Raw genomic sequence first — 13034 nt, 5'->3', positions numbered from 1 at the left:
CGGCAGTGACTGACCGACGACTGGAAGCGCCCGGGAACCATGCCCACGCCGTACCGAGGGATCTGCCGGACCAGCAGGTACACGACGGTCCGGACCCGCTTGATGTGGGCGGCCTGGATGTGGGCGGCCCGGACTGGGGTGGCCCGGACTGGGGCGGCCCGGACCGGGGCGGCGGTGCGGGCCGATACGGAGCACCGGACGGCCGCGACGACGGCGCGCATCCGACTCCGGACGAGCCATCCGGGTGAAACCGCGCAAAAGCTGCGAACATGAATGTAGGGACAATCGATCAGCTCAGCGCATCAGTGAAGAAGGTGCCCGCCATGGCCAACGTGGAATGGCACGCCGAGCATGTTCTGGTGACCCTCACCGGAATCTCGCGGGACGACGCCGGCGCGGTCTTTGACGTACTGCACCGGTGCTACCGCTCCGACGAGGCGTACGCAGGCTTGCCGGAGCACATGCTCGAGGGCCACCCGGTGGTGTGGACCTCGACCTTCGAGGTGACCCCGAGCCACCCGGAGCCCGAGCCCACCACCCTGACCGCCCCCATCACGGCAGACCTCCAGGGCTGCCCGTGCCAGGTGGAGCAGATGCGCGAGGTCCTGGCCCGCGCCTTCGCCATCGAGGAGCGGGGCCGGGTCGCCGGCGATCAGGAGCGCCAGATGGAGGTGCGGCTGGTGAGCCGGTGAGCGCCGGCGTCAGACGCCAACGGTCCCGTCGACGCCCTCGCGCAGGAAGTCGGCGTGGCCGTTGTGCCGCCCGTACTCCAGGATGACGTGCATCATCACCGCGCGCAGCGACACGTCCGTGCCCCACCGCGCGGCGTGGACGGTCACATCGAGCGACTCCGCGGCGGCCTCGATCCGCCGCGAGTGCTCCACCTCCGCCTGCCACGCCGCGAAGGCCTCCGCCCGCGTGGCCTCCCGCGCGTCGTAGGCGGCCTGGAAGTCGAACGAGTCCGACCACACGAGCGGGATGTCCTCGCCGTCGATCACCCGGCGGAACCAGTTGCGCTCCACCTCGGCCATGTGCCGCACCAGCCCGAGCAGCGAGAGCGTCGAGGGCGGCATGGACTGACGCCGCAGCTCCTCGTCGGACAGGCCGTCGCACTTGCCGGCGAGGGTCGCCCGGTGGAAGTCGAGGAAGCCGCGCAGCGTCTCGCGCTCGTCCGCGGTGGTGGGTATGCGGGGGCGTTCGGTGGTCACGGGTGAGTCCCTTTCGTACGGGCCGATGCTCGCGGAGGATTTCAGTCCGGCTCTACGCCGAACCGGCTTGCCCAGTTCCCCGTTCGTGCGTTGCCGTGACGCATGCCTTCCCATCGAGGCAAGTGAATCACGGAGTGATGTAAGGGCCCCATGGCCACGCTTCGGACTTCCCGCTCCGCCGCCACGTCCACGCCGTCGTCCCTGACCCGCCGCCGCGCCGTGCTCGCGGCGGGGGCGGGGGCGGTGGCCGCCGGGGCGGGGATCGCCTCGGCGCCCGGCGCCTCGGCCGACGCGAAGGCGACAACGCGCTCCGCCTGCTGCCCCGACTCGGGGCCCGGCTGAGGCACTGAGCCGACCTTGTGGTGGGAATGGGACAGCGACACGCCGTGACTTCGGCGTGTCGTCGTCCGAAAGTCACCGCAAACTCAACACCGGGGGTGCGTCGGCTTCTCCCGCGCGCCGAGCAGCGTCGCGCTGCGCGAGGCGTTGACGCGCGCGGGAGCGAGATCTTACCGTCTCGTTCGAAGTTGCGATCGGTATCCGAGATCTCGGACAAGCGACCAAGCGACAGCGCGCCAGCGCAGGAGAGAGACGCCGCAATGCAGCCGACGACCCCCAGCAACCGCACCGCCGCCGACACCCCCGCTCCCGCCCGACCGGCCCGCTTCACCCTCGACCCCGCCTTCGCCGTGGGCGACGTCGACCCGCGAATGTTCGGGTCGTTCGTGGAACACCTCGGCCGCTGCGTCTACACCGGCATCTACGAACCCGGCCACCCCACCGCCGACGACGCCGGGCTGCGCACCGACGTCCTGGAGCTGATCCGCGAGCTGGGAGTGACCGTCATCCGCTACCCGGGCGGCAACTTCGTCTCCGGCTACAAGTGGGAGGACGGCGTCGGCCCGGTCGACGAGCGGCCGCGCCGCCTGGACCTGGCCTGGCGGTCGACCGAGACCAACCGCTTCGGTCTCGGCGAGTACATCGACTTCCTCCGCAAGGTCGACAGCGAGCCGATGATGGCGCTCAACCTCGGCACGCGCGGCGTGGCGGAGGCGCTGGAGCTCCAGGAATACGCCAACCACCCCTCCGGCACCGCCCTGTCCGACCGCCGCGCCGCGCACGGCGACAAGGACCCGTACGACATCCGGCTGTGGTGCCTGGGCAACGAGATGGACGGGCCCTGGCAGACCGGCCACAAGGCGGCCGAGGAGTACGGGCGGCTGGCCGCCGAGACCGCCCGAGCGATGCGGCAGATCGACCCGGATGTGCAGCTGGTGGCCTGCGGCAGCTCCTCGCAGTCCATGCCGACGTTCGCGGAGTGGGAGGCGACGGTCCTGCGGGAGGCCTACGACCTCGTCGACTACATCTCCCTGCACGCCTACTACGAAGAGCTCGACGGCGACCGCGACTCCTTCCTCGCCTCGGCCGTCGACATGGAGTCCTTCATCGAGAACGTGGTCGCCACCTGCGACCACGTAGGCGCCCGGCTGAAGTCCAAGAAGAAGATCAACCTCTCCTTCGACGAGTGGAACGTCTGGTACCTGACCCGCTTCCACGGCGCCGAGCCGCCCAACTGGGACGAGGCCCCCCGGCTCCTGGAGGACAACTACTCCGTCACCGACGCCGTCGTCTTCGGCTCGCTGCTCATCGCGCTGCTGCGCCACGCCGACCGGGTCACCGTCGCCTGCCTCGCCCAACTCGTCAACGTCATCGCGCCGATCATGACCGAGCCGGGCGGCCCGGCCTGGAAGCAGACCACCTTCTTCCCGTTCGCCCAGGCCTCCCGCCACGGGCGCGGGCGGGTCCTCCAGGTCAACGTCGACAGCCCGACGTACGAGACGGCCAAGTACGGCGAGGTGCCGCTGTTGCACGCCACCGCCGTCGCGGACGAGGAGAGCGGCGAGGTCACCGTCTTCGTCGTCAACCGCGACCAGACGCGGCCGCTGCCGCTGGAGGTGGACCTGCGCGGGCTCGGCGTGGCCCGTGTCGTCGAGCACAGCGTCCTCGCGGACGCCGACCCCGAGGCCCGTAACACCCTGGCCGAGCCGGAGCGCGTCACCCCGCACCCCGCGACCGGCACGGTCCTGGCGGACGGGGTGCTGCGGGCCACGCTGGAGCCGATGTCCTGGAACGTCATCCGGCTGGGGTGAGCGGCGCGGTCAGCGCCGCGCGGTAGGCCTCCTCCGGCTGCGCGCCTTCGAGGACGGCCCCGTCCCCGAAGGCGACGTACGGCACCACGTCGACATGGACGCCGAGCGCGCGTACGCGGTCGAGTTCGGCGCGCAACTCGGCTGTTCCGTCGGTGTCGTCGGGGCCGGGGGCCGCCACCACCCCGGCCTCGGCGGCCAGCCGGGCCAGGGTGGTGCGGTCGGAGATCAGCAGCCCGTCGGTGAAGTACGCCCGGAACAGCCGCTCCGCCATCCGCTCGCCGAGCCCCTGGGCGGAGGCGTGGGCGACCAGCCGGTGGGCCTCGAAGGTGTTGGTGAACAGGGCGCGTTCGAAGCGCAGGTCCAAGCCGTCCGCCACACCGAAGGCGGTGTCGGAGGCCACCTGCTGGACGAACGCCTCACCACGGGTCCGCCGCCAGACCTCGAACAGCGGCTCACCGGCGGACGGCGCGTCGGGCTCGGCCTGGAACGGGCGGATGGTCAGTTCGGCCTCGCCGCCGGCGGCCCGGGTGAGGCGGGTGAAGCCGAGGTAGCAACGGACACAGACGAGGTCCAGGGCGATCTCAACACGGCGTTTGGTTCGCATGCCCATAAGCCTCGGCCTGGCGGGAAGGGACAGGAAGTACAAGGTTCTTCCTGGTAAAAGCGGTACCAGGCTGGGCCCGCGACGCCCGCCGCCCCCGGCCGGATACTGAACCGATGAGCGGAACAGGGAGCGGAGACGACGCGGCCGGCGACCTCGCGGGCGCGCTGCGCCGCTGGCGCGACCGGCTCGACCCGGCGACGGTCGGCCTGCCGGCCGGGCGCGTGCGCCGCGCGCCGGGGCTGCGGCGCCAGGAACTGGCCCAGCTCGCGGGGATGTCCGTCGACTACGTCATCCGCCTCGAACAGGGCCGCGCGACCTCCCCGTCCCCTCAGATCCTCACCGCCCTCGCCCGCGCCCTGCGACTCTCGGAACCGGAACGCCGCCACCTGTTCCTGCTCGCGGGCCGGCCCGCGCCCACCACCGACCGCATCTCGTCCTACCTCACCCCCGGCGTCCAGCGCATGCTCGACCAGATGCGGGCCACCCCGGTCGGGGTGTACGACGCGGCGTGGACCCTGATCGCCTGGAACCAGCTGTACGCCGCGCTGCACGGCGACCCCTCCGGGCGCTCGGAGCGCGAGCGCAACGTCCTGTGGCGCCACTTCACCGGACGCCCCGACCGCGTGACCCACACCCCCGAACAACAGGCCCGCTTCGAAACCGCCACCGTCGCCGACCTGCGCTCCGCCACCGCCCACTACCCCGCCGACCGGCCCTTGCGCACCCTCGTCGCCGACCTGCGCCGCGCCAGCGACCGCTTCGCCCGGCTCTGGGACGCCCACGCGGTGGGCAGTCACACCATGGACACCAAGACCGTCCACCACCCCGACGTCGGCCCGCTCGTCCTCGACTGCGATGTCCTCAACGCCCCCGGCAGCGACCTCCACGTCGTCATCCACACCGCCGCGCCGGGCACGGATGCGGCGGACAAGCTGAGCCTGCTCGCGGTGATCGGTACGCAGGCGATGACGGGAAACGCGTGTGCCTGACCCCACCGGGGCCAGGCACACGCGGTCCGGCTCGCCGCCGTCTCGTGGCGATACCCGCTAAACGACCAGCCAGAGCAGGCTCGTCAGCAGGAAGCCCGCCACGCCCATCGCGGTCGTCAGGACGGTCCAGGTGCGCAGGCCGTCGCCGACCTCCAGGCCGACCAGGCGGGTGAACATCCAGTAGCCGGCGTCGTTGATGTGCGAGACCGACAGGCCGCCCGCGCCCATCGCCAGGCAGACCAGGGCCAGCTGCTGCGGGGACAGGTCGGTGCGCTGGAGCAGCGGGGTGATCAGGCCGGCCGTGGTGACCAGGGCCACCGTGGTGGAGCCCTGCACCGCGCGCAGCAGCATCGTCATCGCGAAGGCCAGGGCCAGCAGCGGCAGGCCCGTACGGTCCAGGACGTCGGCCACGGCGTCGCCGATGCCGGTCTTCACCAGCACCTTGCCGAAGACACCGCCCGCGCCCGCCACCAGGATCACCATGGCCACGCCCGGCAGCGCCGAGCCCATGACCTCGGAGATACGGGCGCTCGACCAGCCGCGCCGGGCGCCCAGGAAGTACGCGGCGAGCGCCGCCGCGACGAGCAGCGCGACCATCGGGGCGCCCAGGACGGTGAGGACGGCGCGGAGGGTGGAGCCCTCGGAGAGGAAGTTGGTGCCGATGGTGCCGAGCAGGATCAGGACGATCGGGGTGACGATGAGGCTCACCACCATGCCGAAGGACGGCGGGTTCTCCGCGCCCTCGACCACGGCCTTGGGCGCGGGCCCGGCCTCGGCCCCGGCCTCGTTCTCGGACCCGTCCCCGGCGCCGAACACCTTCGCGTACACATCGGCCGTCATCGGGTACTCGCGGCGCGTCATCCGCTTGGCGAGCAGATAGCCCAGCAGGATCACGACCGCCGTCACCGGGATGCCGAAGAGCAGCACCCAGCCCTGGTCGGCGCCGATCGTCGTGGCCGCCGCCACCGCGCCGGGGTGCGGCGGCAGGAAGGCGTGCACGGTGAGCATCGCCGCGCCCATCGGCAGGGCGTACACCAGCAGCGGCTTGCGCGACGCGCGGGCCACGCCGTACGCGATCGGCATCAGGATGATCAGGCCGACCTCGAAGAACACCGGGATGCCGAGCAGAAATCCGGCCGCGGTGAGCGCGAGCGGGGTGCGCTTCTCCCCGAAGCGTTCCATGAGCGAGTGCGCCAAGGACGCGGCGCCGCCGGACAGTTCGATGATGCGGCCGATCATCGCGCCGAGGGCGATGATCGTGGCGATGTGGCCGAGCGTCGAGCCCATGCCCTCTTCGATGGTGGCCACCAGCTCCGCGGCCGGGACACCCGCCGTGAGCGCCACGCCGATGGACACCACGACCAGGGCGACGAAGGGCTGGATCTTCGCCTTGATGATCATCAGCAGCAGGAGGGCCACGCCCCCCGCCGCCACCGCCAGAAGCGCGCCGTGGCTCATCGGCCTTCTCCTCTCGGGGACAGGACGGTCACGATGGAGGAGTCGTCGCGGGCCGCGAGCCCGGCCCGCTCGCCCAGCAGATACAGCTGCTCGGCCGCCGAGGCCAGCGGCACCGGCACATGCGCGTGCTTCGCGATGCCGGTCACGATGCCCATGTCCTTGACGAAGATGTCGAGGCGGGAGCGGACCTCGACGGAGTCCGCGTCGTCCCCGTACACCTGCGCCATGCGCGGACCGCGGTCGGCGAACATGAACGAGCCCGCCGCGCCCTGGCTCAGGCTGTCGATGACCGTCTGCGGGTCGAGGCCGAGGCCGCGCGCGAGGGCCACCGCCTCGGCCGCGGCGGCGATGTGCACGCCCGCCAGCAGCTGGTTGATGGCCTTGAGGGCCTGGCCGTCGCCGGGCTTGTCGCCGATGACCGTCAGGGTGGAGGCGAGCCGGTCGAGCACCGGGCGGGCCGCCTCCAGGGCGGCCGGCTCCGCGCCGACGACGATCAGCAGATCGCCGTTCCCGGCGCGGGTCGGACCGCCGCTGACCGGGGCGTCGACGAGCCGTACGTCCGCGCCGCGCTCGGCGAGGGCGGCGGCGGTCGCGCGGGCCGCCTCCGGGCCGACGGTGCTGGTCAGTACGACCACGGCCCCGGCCTTCAGCGTCGCGGCGGCGCCCGAGTCGCCGAACAGCGCGCCGTCGACCTGGGCCTGGTCGCGTACGGCCAGCACGACGACATCGGCGTCGCGGGCCGCCTCGGCCGGGGTGGCGGCCTCGGTGGCCCCGTGCTCGACGGCGAGCGCGCGGCGCTCGGCCGCGATGTCGAACACGGCCACCGGGAACGCCCCGGCCAGCCGCTGGGCCATGGGCAGCCCCATGGCGCCCAGGCCGATGACCGCGGTCCGGGGTGTGGATGTTGACGGGTAAGCGGATGTGGACATGCGGGTTCCTTGGGAGGGAGGAGGGGGAGGGGACGAGAAAAAGGCATGAGAGGGCACAGCGGGGCTGTCGCCGCTGGGGGACGCCCACGCCCAGCGTCTGTGAGGGGTTGGCCCGGGCCGGCGCGGGTCGCGCCCGGCCCGAGCTACGTTGCGGAGGGGGAGCGGGGCTACGCCGCCGAAGTGGCCGGCGACAGCTTCCGCGTGATCCGGAGCGCGGTGGCGGCGACCGCCTCCCGCCCCGCGGCCCATGTCGACACGACATCCGAGCCGGGCAGCGCGCCGGGCAGGGCCGCAGCCATTGCGTCCAAGTACGCGCGCCGCAGCTCCGCGTTGACGTTCACCTTGGCCACGCCGCGCCGCACCGCCCCGAGTAGCTGCTCCTCGGGCAGCCCGCTCGCGCCGTGCAGCACCAGGGGCACCGGGACGACGTCACGGATGCGCTCCAGGCGGTCCAGGTCCAGCCGTACCGGCTCGGCCGTGAAGCCGTGGACGTTTCCGACCGCGACCGCCAGCGCGTCCACACCCGTCGCGGCCACGAACTCCGCGGCCTGCTCCGGGTCGGTCATGGAGCCGCCGGCCGCGCGCGCGTCGGTCGAGACGTCCTCGTCGCCCGCCAGCGCGCCCAGTTCGGCCTCGACCCAGACGCCCGCGGCGTGGGCGCGCTCGACGGCCTTGCGGGTGAGCGCCACGTTCTCCGCGAAGGGGAGGTGCGAGCCGTCGACCATGACCGAGGTGTAGCCCGCCTCGACGCAGGCGGTGATCTCCTCCAGGTCCCGGCTGTGGTCCAGGTGCACACCGAGCTCGGCGTCCGAGCGCCGGGCGGCGGCGAGGGCGAGGGCCATCAGGGCCTCGCGGCCCGCGTGCTTGAAGGCGCTCGACCCGGCTTGGAGCAGCACCGGCCGGCCGGCGGTCTCGGCCGCCGCGACGATGCCCTGCACGGTCTCGAGGTTGTAGGCGACGAAGCCGGGTATCGCCCGGCCCTCGCGGGCGGCGGCGGTCAGGGCGTCGGTTCCATGCAGCAGCATCATCGGCTCCGGAGCAGGTCGATGGCGTCGGCGAGGGCGTTGTCGTCACCGACGTTGCCGGCGAAGACGATGTACGGGATGCCCACGCTGGGGCCGGACTCGGGCTCCCAGAGCGAGACGATGCCGGGGAGCAGGGTGCCGCGGGCCCAGGCCCGGCGGATCTCCAGGCCCTCGGTCGCGATGTCGCTGGAGGTGATGCCGCCCTTGGCGACGACGAACGCGGGCCGCCGCTCGGCGGTGACCGCCCGTACGGTCTCGACCAGCGCGGCGGACACGCTCCGGGCGATGGCGAGCGAGTCGTCCGCGTCGGCGCCGGTGACGACCGAGCGGGTGGTGCGCACCACGACCTCGCCACCCTCCAGCGCCCCGGCGCAGGCCTTCGCCACCTCGGCGATGTGCGCGGCGCGGCGCTCTTCGTCGAGCAGGGCGGGCACATCGAGCTCGAACTCGGCGATCCCGCCGCGCTCGCGCAGCCGGTCCAACTGGCGGGTGGTCAGCCCCACATGCGAGCCGACGGCGATCAGGCCGTGGCCCGCCGGGGCGGCCGCGTCCCGTCCCGCCCGGAGCTCCGCCGCCGTCAGCGGGGCGCGGGCGGCCTGGCCGGCGCGGGCCCGTACGAAGGAGGGACCGCAGCGGTACAGCAGCCGGGCGCCGCCGGCCTCCGCCTTGGCCGAGGCGAGGGCGAGGACGCGCAGGTCGTCGTCGGCCAGGGCGTCGGCAACGGCCGTCCGGCCCTCGCGCAGCGAGCCCAGCAGCCCGGCCACGTGCTCGGGGCCGCGCACCCGCAGGTCCTCCAGCGTGATGCGCAGCACGTCGGCCGCGGCCACCCGGCCGCCGGTCTTCTCCTCGATCCACTCCGGGAGGCGGGAGTTGGCGTAGCCGAACGTGGCGTCGCGCGCGAACTCGCTCCGCCCGACCGGCAGCATCCCCTCCGCCGTGCGCATCCAGTGCACCGAGTCGGCCGTGAGCCGGCCGGCCTCGATGTACGCGGGGACGAGCACGACGCCGTCCACGGGCACCTCGTCGGCCAGGACGTCCGTCTCCAGCGGGAAGTGTCCGCGCAGCGTGGAGTCGCCGCGGCTGGCCAGTACGTAGCCGATGCCCTCGGCGGCCGACGCCTGGGCCAGGGCGCGGACGACCTCACGGTTGCGGGCGGCGGCCGCGTCCGGGTCGAGGCTGCGGGTGTTGGTGAGCACGAAGAAGGCCGTGCTGTCCTGGCGCAGCGCCCACCGCAGGTCCTCGACCGTCCAGGTGGTGAGGACGGGCACATCGGCGACGGTCTGGGTGCCGGTCGGGTCGTCGTCGAGCACGACCAGGCGGCGGTCCGCGGCGAGGGCGGCGGCCACCTCGGCGGGGGTCACCTCGCGGGGCGGGGGCAGCTCGTGCGCCTCGGGGAAGTGGAGGGTCTGGGACATCGGTGGATCTTCTTTCGTGCGGTGTCCGGGCAGGCCGGGGCCGTGGCCCGGCCCCTCGGGTGTGATGGGGGCGGGCCCGGGAGGTGGTGCGTCCGGCGAGGCGGGGTGAAGCGGTCGGCTCAGGCGTCCTGTTGCTGGTCGACCCGCATGACGTGCGTACGCAGATCGTCCGTCGTCTGCGCCATGTGGTCGTCCATCGCGCGCCGGGCCTTCTCCGGATCCGCCGCGCGCAGCGCCTCCAGGACGGCCTCGTGGTGCTGGATGGCGTTCGTACGGATCTGGGGCACGGCCGAGGTCTGCCGGCGGCCCTCGACGAGCAGCCTGCCGAAGGGCTCGAAGAGGAGGGGGACGAAGGCGTTGCCCGAGGCCCGCATCACCACGTCGTGGAAGGCGATGTCCGCCTCGACGAACTGCTCGGTGTCCCCGGCCCGCGCGGCGGCCCGCATCTCCTCCAGCAACTCGTCGAGCTGCGCCAGGTCGTCCGCCGAGCGCCGGGCGGCGGCCAGCTGGGCGGCCCCGACCTCGATCATCCGCCGGGCCTCGATCAGCTTCTCGGAGACCGCGCCGCCCGTCCGGGGCCCGGCGGCAGCGGCGCGGATCATCGGCTCCAGCGCGGTCCACTGGTCGGGCGTGTTGACGTAGGTGCCCCGGCCGCGGTGGATGCGGACGATGTTCTGCGACCGCAGAACCTTGATCGCCTCGCGGAGCGTGAGCCTGCTGGCCTCGTGCTGCTCGGCCAGCACGGCCTCCGGGGGGAGCGCGGTGCCGGGCGGGTAGTGGCCGTCGATGATCGCGGACAGCAGTCGCTCGGCGATGTCGTCGGACAGCGGCATTGCTGTCGACCTCCTTGCCGTGTGCATCAGACATCAGACATCTGATGTCTCAGCGAAGGTAGGCAGGGTTCGGGCGGCCGTCAACCCCCCGAGGCAAAAAAACGGCCCCCGCCGGGCCGTGGGTGGCGTGCCGGGCGGGGGCCGGAAGGGGTGAGGGGGGCGGGCCGGTCAGGCGTCCGGGTCCACGCCGACCGTGAGCGTGCCCTGGTAGCCCGCCGAGGGCGAGGAGCCGAGCGCCGTCAGGGTCAGCAGGCCGGAGGAGGCCCCGCCGCCGTCGTAGATCCCGTCGGCGTCGAGGGTGGTGCGGGGGACGGTGTTGGTGGAGTACGGGGAGAGTTTCGCGACGGCCTGGGTGACGGTCTCGGAGAAGAAGAGCTGGCCGGTGTGGAGCTCGTTGCCGCCGGTGAACGAGCCGTCGGAGGTGAGCGTGACGTCGGTGTGCACCTTGAGGTGGATGTGGATGCAGCGGCCCCGGTACCAGCCGGGATAGATGCCGGTGAGTTTGGCGACCCCGTCGGTGCCGGTGAGCACACCGCCGCGAAGGAACTTGCCGTTGTCCGGCTCCTGGTGGCCGTTGTTGCCGACGAAGCCGGAGTACTCGCCGAGCGCGTCGCAGTACCAGATCTCCACGAGCGCCTTGTCGAGGGGCGCGCAGGTGGCGTTGTCGACGACGGTGAGGGTGAGCTGGAGCGGGATCCCGGGCTTGCCCTCCGAGACGTCGGAGCGGACGAGCGCGTGCTGGAGGTAGTAGGGGCCTTCGGTGAGCTCCTTGGTGAGGGTGCATACGGCGGCCGCCGCGGGGGCGGCTTGGAGGGTTCCAGCTTCGGTTCCGGCTTCGGCGCGGCCGGTGGCGGTGGCGGCGGCCGTGCCCAGGCCGACGGCCGCGGCGGCGGCGCTGCCGGCGATCAGTACTCTGCGGCGCCCGATGGGGGCGTGAGATGAGTCTGTCATGAGCATGCAAAGTAGGAGGGCTCTCTGTGTGCGTGCTGTGGGTTCGGCAAAGTCTCGGCGCGTCAACGTCCCTTTAAGGCCATCTCCTTGTGACGCGAGTGAACCGATTGCCTTTCTGTGAAAGGTTGGCTGACGGCTGCGCAAGGGCGTTGACATGACTACAAGCGCTTACTAGCTTCGTCCGTGGTAGCTGCCCTCTGCTGGCGCGGACTGACCACCCGCTTGGCAGCAGAGTCGAAACACGTCAGAGCCGCACCTTTGGCGATCTCCACCGGCCCTAGCGACCAGCGTGCTTGCCGCCAATCAGCAAGCGCTTGCCTCCCCTCCCGTGTGGAGATCTTCTCGAAACGAGAGGACTCCCCCCATGACAGACCAGCGCACCATCCTCCGTCGGCGCAACCTGACCGCTGTCGCCGCGGGCGCCGTGGCCGCGCTCGCCCTCGGCACCATCTCGGCCGTCTCCGCCCAGGGCGCGCCGACCGACGCCGCCACCGACACCTCCGCCTCGGCCGCCTCGGCCGCCATCACGGCCGAGAACTCGCCGATCGGCTTCGGCGCGGGCACCACGGGCGGCGGAAACGCCTCCGCCACCACCGTCTCCACCCTGGACGCCTTCAAGAGCGCCGTCGCGAGCGACAGCGCGAAGGTCGTCAAGGTGTCCGGCCTCATCTCGCTGACCGGGCAGGTGGACATCGGCTCCAACACCACCGTGCTGGGGGTGGGTTCGTCGTCCGGCTTCACCGGCGGCGGGCTGCGGCTGAAGGAGTCGACCAATGTCATCATCCGCAACCTGAACATCAGCAAGCCGCGGAAGCCCTCCGACGCGATCACGATCCAGGAGTCCACGAGGGTGTGGGTCGACCACAACACCCTCTCGGCCGACCGGGACCACGACAAGGACTATTACGACGGCCTGTTGGACATCAACCACGGGTCCGACAACATCACCGTGTCCTGGAACAAGTTCGCCGAGCACTTCAAGGGCAGCCTGGTCGGGCACAGCGACAACAACGCAGGCGAGGACACCGGCCACCTGAAGGTGACCTACCACCACAACTGGTTCACCAACGTGTACTCGCGGATCCCGAGCCTGCGGTTCGGAACCGGACACTTCTACGACAACTATGTGCAGGGCGCGGAGACGGCCGTGCACCCCAGGATGGGCGCGCAGATGCTCGTCGAGAACAACGTGTTCCGTGACACCCAGGTGGCGGTGACCACCAACCGCGACAGCGACGTGGACGGATACGCGGTACTGCGCGGCAACGACCTGGGCGGCGCGGCCACCGAGATCTCCCAGGTCGGCAGCTTCACCAACCCGCCGTACTCGTACACCGCCGAGCCCGCGTCGTCGGTCGTCTCGACGGTGACCGGGCAGGCCGGGGCCGGCAAGCTCTGAGCACCACCCCCACACCCGTACCGCCCCGCCGGAGCCGACTCCGGCGGGGCGGTACTCCCCGTGAACCCCGGGA

Annotated in this window: 14 protein-coding genes; 6 read left to right on the top strand and 8 right to left on the bottom strand. The window is 72.2% G+C overall.

Going from position 1 to position 13034, the window contains the following annotated elements:
- Positions 1-5: 5 nt before the first annotated feature.
- Positions 6-248: a hypothetical protein gene (locus ACZ4WQ_RS03830; protein WP_398369702.1), complete on the top strand. Its 243-nt coding sequence runs from the start codon at positions 6-8 to the stop codon at positions 246-248.
- A gap of 75 nt (positions 249-323) precedes the next feature.
- Positions 324-692, top strand: coding sequence for a hypothetical protein (locus ACZ4WQ_RS03825; RefSeq protein ID WP_385345769.1), 369 nt, complete (start codon positions 324-326; stop codon positions 690-692).
- 9 nt (positions 693-701) lie between these two features.
- On the opposite strand, the gene ACZ4WQ_RS03820 is transcribed toward ACZ4WQ_RS03825, so the two are convergent.
- On the bottom strand, positions 702-1208 hold the full coding sequence (locus tag ACZ4WQ_RS03820) for a DinB family protein (protein WP_311722709.1): 507 nt from the start codon (positions 1206-1208) through the stop codon (positions 702-704).
- A gap of 150 nt (positions 1209-1358) precedes the next feature.
- Here ACZ4WQ_RS03820 and ACZ4WQ_RS03815 point away from each other — a divergent pair, with 150 nt between their 5' ends.
- Together ACZ4WQ_RS03815 and arfA are read left to right on the top strand one after the other, a co-directional pair.
- Positions 1359-1550 carry a hypothetical protein gene (locus ACZ4WQ_RS03815; protein WP_361192755.1) on the top strand — a complete coding sequence of 64 codons (192 nt, stop codon included), beginning with the start codon at positions 1359-1361 and terminating at the stop codon, positions 1548-1550.
- Between the two features lie 257 nt (positions 1551-1807).
- Positions 1808-3358 carry an arabinosylfuranosidase ArfA gene (gene arfA, locus ACZ4WQ_RS03810; RefSeq protein ID WP_398369705.1) on the top strand — a complete coding sequence of 517 codons (1551 nt, stop codon included), beginning with the start codon at positions 1808-1810 and terminating at the stop codon, positions 3356-3358.
- Here the strand turns inward: arfA and ACZ4WQ_RS03805 are convergent.
- Positions 3342-3962, bottom strand: coding sequence for a DsbA family protein (locus ACZ4WQ_RS03805; RefSeq protein ID WP_398369707.1), 621 nt, complete (start codon positions 3960-3962; stop codon positions 3342-3344). The genes arfA and ACZ4WQ_RS03805 overlap by 17 nt on opposite strands.
- A 113-nt stretch (positions 3963-4075) precedes the next feature.
- On the opposite strand from ACZ4WQ_RS03805, the gene ACZ4WQ_RS03800 reads away from it, so the two are divergent.
- Entirely contained in the window at positions 4076-4951 is an 876-nt protein-coding gene (locus ACZ4WQ_RS03800) for a helix-turn-helix transcriptional regulator (RefSeq protein WP_398369709.1), read from the top strand.
- Between the two features lie 57 nt (positions 4952-5008).
- Here ACZ4WQ_RS03800 and ACZ4WQ_RS03795 read toward each other — a convergent pair whose 3' ends face one another.
- The 6 genes from ACZ4WQ_RS03795 to ACZ4WQ_RS03770 all read right to left on the bottom strand — a co-directional run bounded on the left by ACZ4WQ_RS03795 (position 5009) and on the right by ACZ4WQ_RS03770 (position 11562).
- On the bottom strand, positions 5009-6409 hold the full coding sequence (locus tag ACZ4WQ_RS03795) for a GntP family transporter (protein WP_398369711.1): 1401 nt from the start codon (positions 6407-6409) through the stop codon (positions 5009-5011).
- A complete protein-coding gene (locus ACZ4WQ_RS03790) occupies positions 6406-7338 on the bottom strand; it encodes an NAD(P)-dependent oxidoreductase (RefSeq protein WP_311722715.1) in 933 nt (310 codons plus the stop codon). Before ACZ4WQ_RS03790 ends, ACZ4WQ_RS03795 begins: the two co-directional genes overlap by 4 nt.
- 167 nt (positions 7339-7505) lie before the next feature.
- On the bottom strand, positions 7506-8363 hold the full coding sequence (locus ACZ4WQ_RS03785) for a ketose-bisphosphate aldolase (RefSeq protein WP_398369714.1): 858 nt from the start codon (positions 8361-8363) through the stop codon (positions 7506-7508).
- Positions 8363-9778: a four-carbon acid sugar kinase family protein gene (locus ACZ4WQ_RS03780; RefSeq protein WP_398369716.1), complete on the bottom strand. Its 1416-nt coding sequence runs from the start codon at positions 9776-9778 to the stop codon at positions 8363-8365. The genes ACZ4WQ_RS03785 and ACZ4WQ_RS03780 overlap by 1 nt, the downstream gene beginning before the upstream one ends.
- Before the next feature lie 119 nt (positions 9779-9897).
- A complete protein-coding gene (locus ACZ4WQ_RS03775) occupies positions 9898-10611 on the bottom strand; it encodes a FadR/GntR family transcriptional regulator (protein WP_361192735.1) in 714 nt (237 codons plus the stop codon).
- Between the two features lie 168 nt (positions 10612-10779).
- Positions 10780-11562 carry an intradiol ring-cleavage dioxygenase gene (locus tag ACZ4WQ_RS03770; RefSeq protein ID WP_398369718.1) on the bottom strand — a complete coding sequence of 261 codons (783 nt, stop codon included), beginning with the start codon at positions 11560-11562 and terminating at the stop codon, positions 10780-10782.
- A gap of 364 nt (positions 11563-11926) precedes the next feature.
- Between ACZ4WQ_RS03770 and ACZ4WQ_RS03765 the strand changes: the two genes are divergently transcribed.
- Positions 11927-12961 carry a pectate lyase family protein gene (locus tag ACZ4WQ_RS03765; protein ID WP_361192729.1) on the top strand — a complete coding sequence of 345 codons (1035 nt, stop codon included), beginning with the start codon at positions 11927-11929 and terminating at the stop codon, positions 12959-12961.
- Positions 12962-13034: the final 73 nt, after the last annotated feature.

This window comes from Streptomyces sp. NPDC028305 (genome assembly GCF_055569495.1).
This window is presented reverse-complemented; position numbering and strand designations above follow the sequence as displayed.

Bases quoted from the DNA above. Each gene is read 5' to 3' on its own strand.
- ACZ4WQ_RS03815 (WP_361192755.1), top strand. From the start codon at position 1,359: ATGGCCACGCTTCGGACTTCCCGCTCCGCCGCCACGTCCACGCCGTCG.
- ACZ4WQ_RS03805 (WP_398369707.1), bottom strand. From the start codon at position 3,962: ATGCGAACCAAACGCCGTGTTGAGATCGCCCTGGACCTCGTCTGTGTC.
- ACZ4WQ_RS03825 (WP_385345769.1), top strand. From the start codon at position 324: ATGGCCAACGTGGAATGGCACGCCGAGCATGTTCTGGTGACCCTCACC.
- ACZ4WQ_RS03800 (WP_398369709.1), top strand. From the start codon at position 4,076: ATGAGCGGAACAGGGAGCGGAGACGACGCGGCCGGCGACCTCGCGGGC.
- ACZ4WQ_RS03765 (WP_361192729.1), top strand. From the start codon at position 11,927: ATGACAGACCAGCGCACCATCCTCCGTCGGCGCAACCTGACCGCTGTC.
- arfA (WP_398369705.1), top strand. From the start codon at position 1,808: ATGCAGCCGACGACCCCCAGCAACCGCACCGCCGCCGACACCCCCGCT.
- ACZ4WQ_RS03770 (WP_398369718.1), bottom strand. From the start codon at position 11,562: ATGACAGACTCATCTCACGCCCCCATCGGGCGCCGCAGAGTACTGATC.
- ACZ4WQ_RS03775 (WP_361192735.1), bottom strand. From the start codon at position 10,611: ATGCCGCTGTCCGACGACATCGCCGAGCGACTGCTGTCCGCGATCATC.
- ACZ4WQ_RS03790 (WP_311722715.1), bottom strand. From the start codon at position 7,338: ATGTCCACATCCGCTTACCCGTCAACATCCACACCCCGGACCGCGGTC.
- ACZ4WQ_RS03795 (WP_398369711.1), bottom strand. From the start codon at position 6,409: ATGAGCCACGGCGCGCTTCTGGCGGTGGCGGCGGGGGGCGTGGCCCTC.
- ACZ4WQ_RS03780 (WP_398369716.1), bottom strand. From the start codon at position 9,778: ATGTCCCAGACCCTCCACTTCCCCGAGGCGCACGAGCTGCCCCCGCCC.
- ACZ4WQ_RS03785 (WP_398369714.1), bottom strand. From the start codon at position 8,363: ATGCTGCTGCATGGAACCGACGCCCTGACCGCCGCCGCCCGCGAGGGC.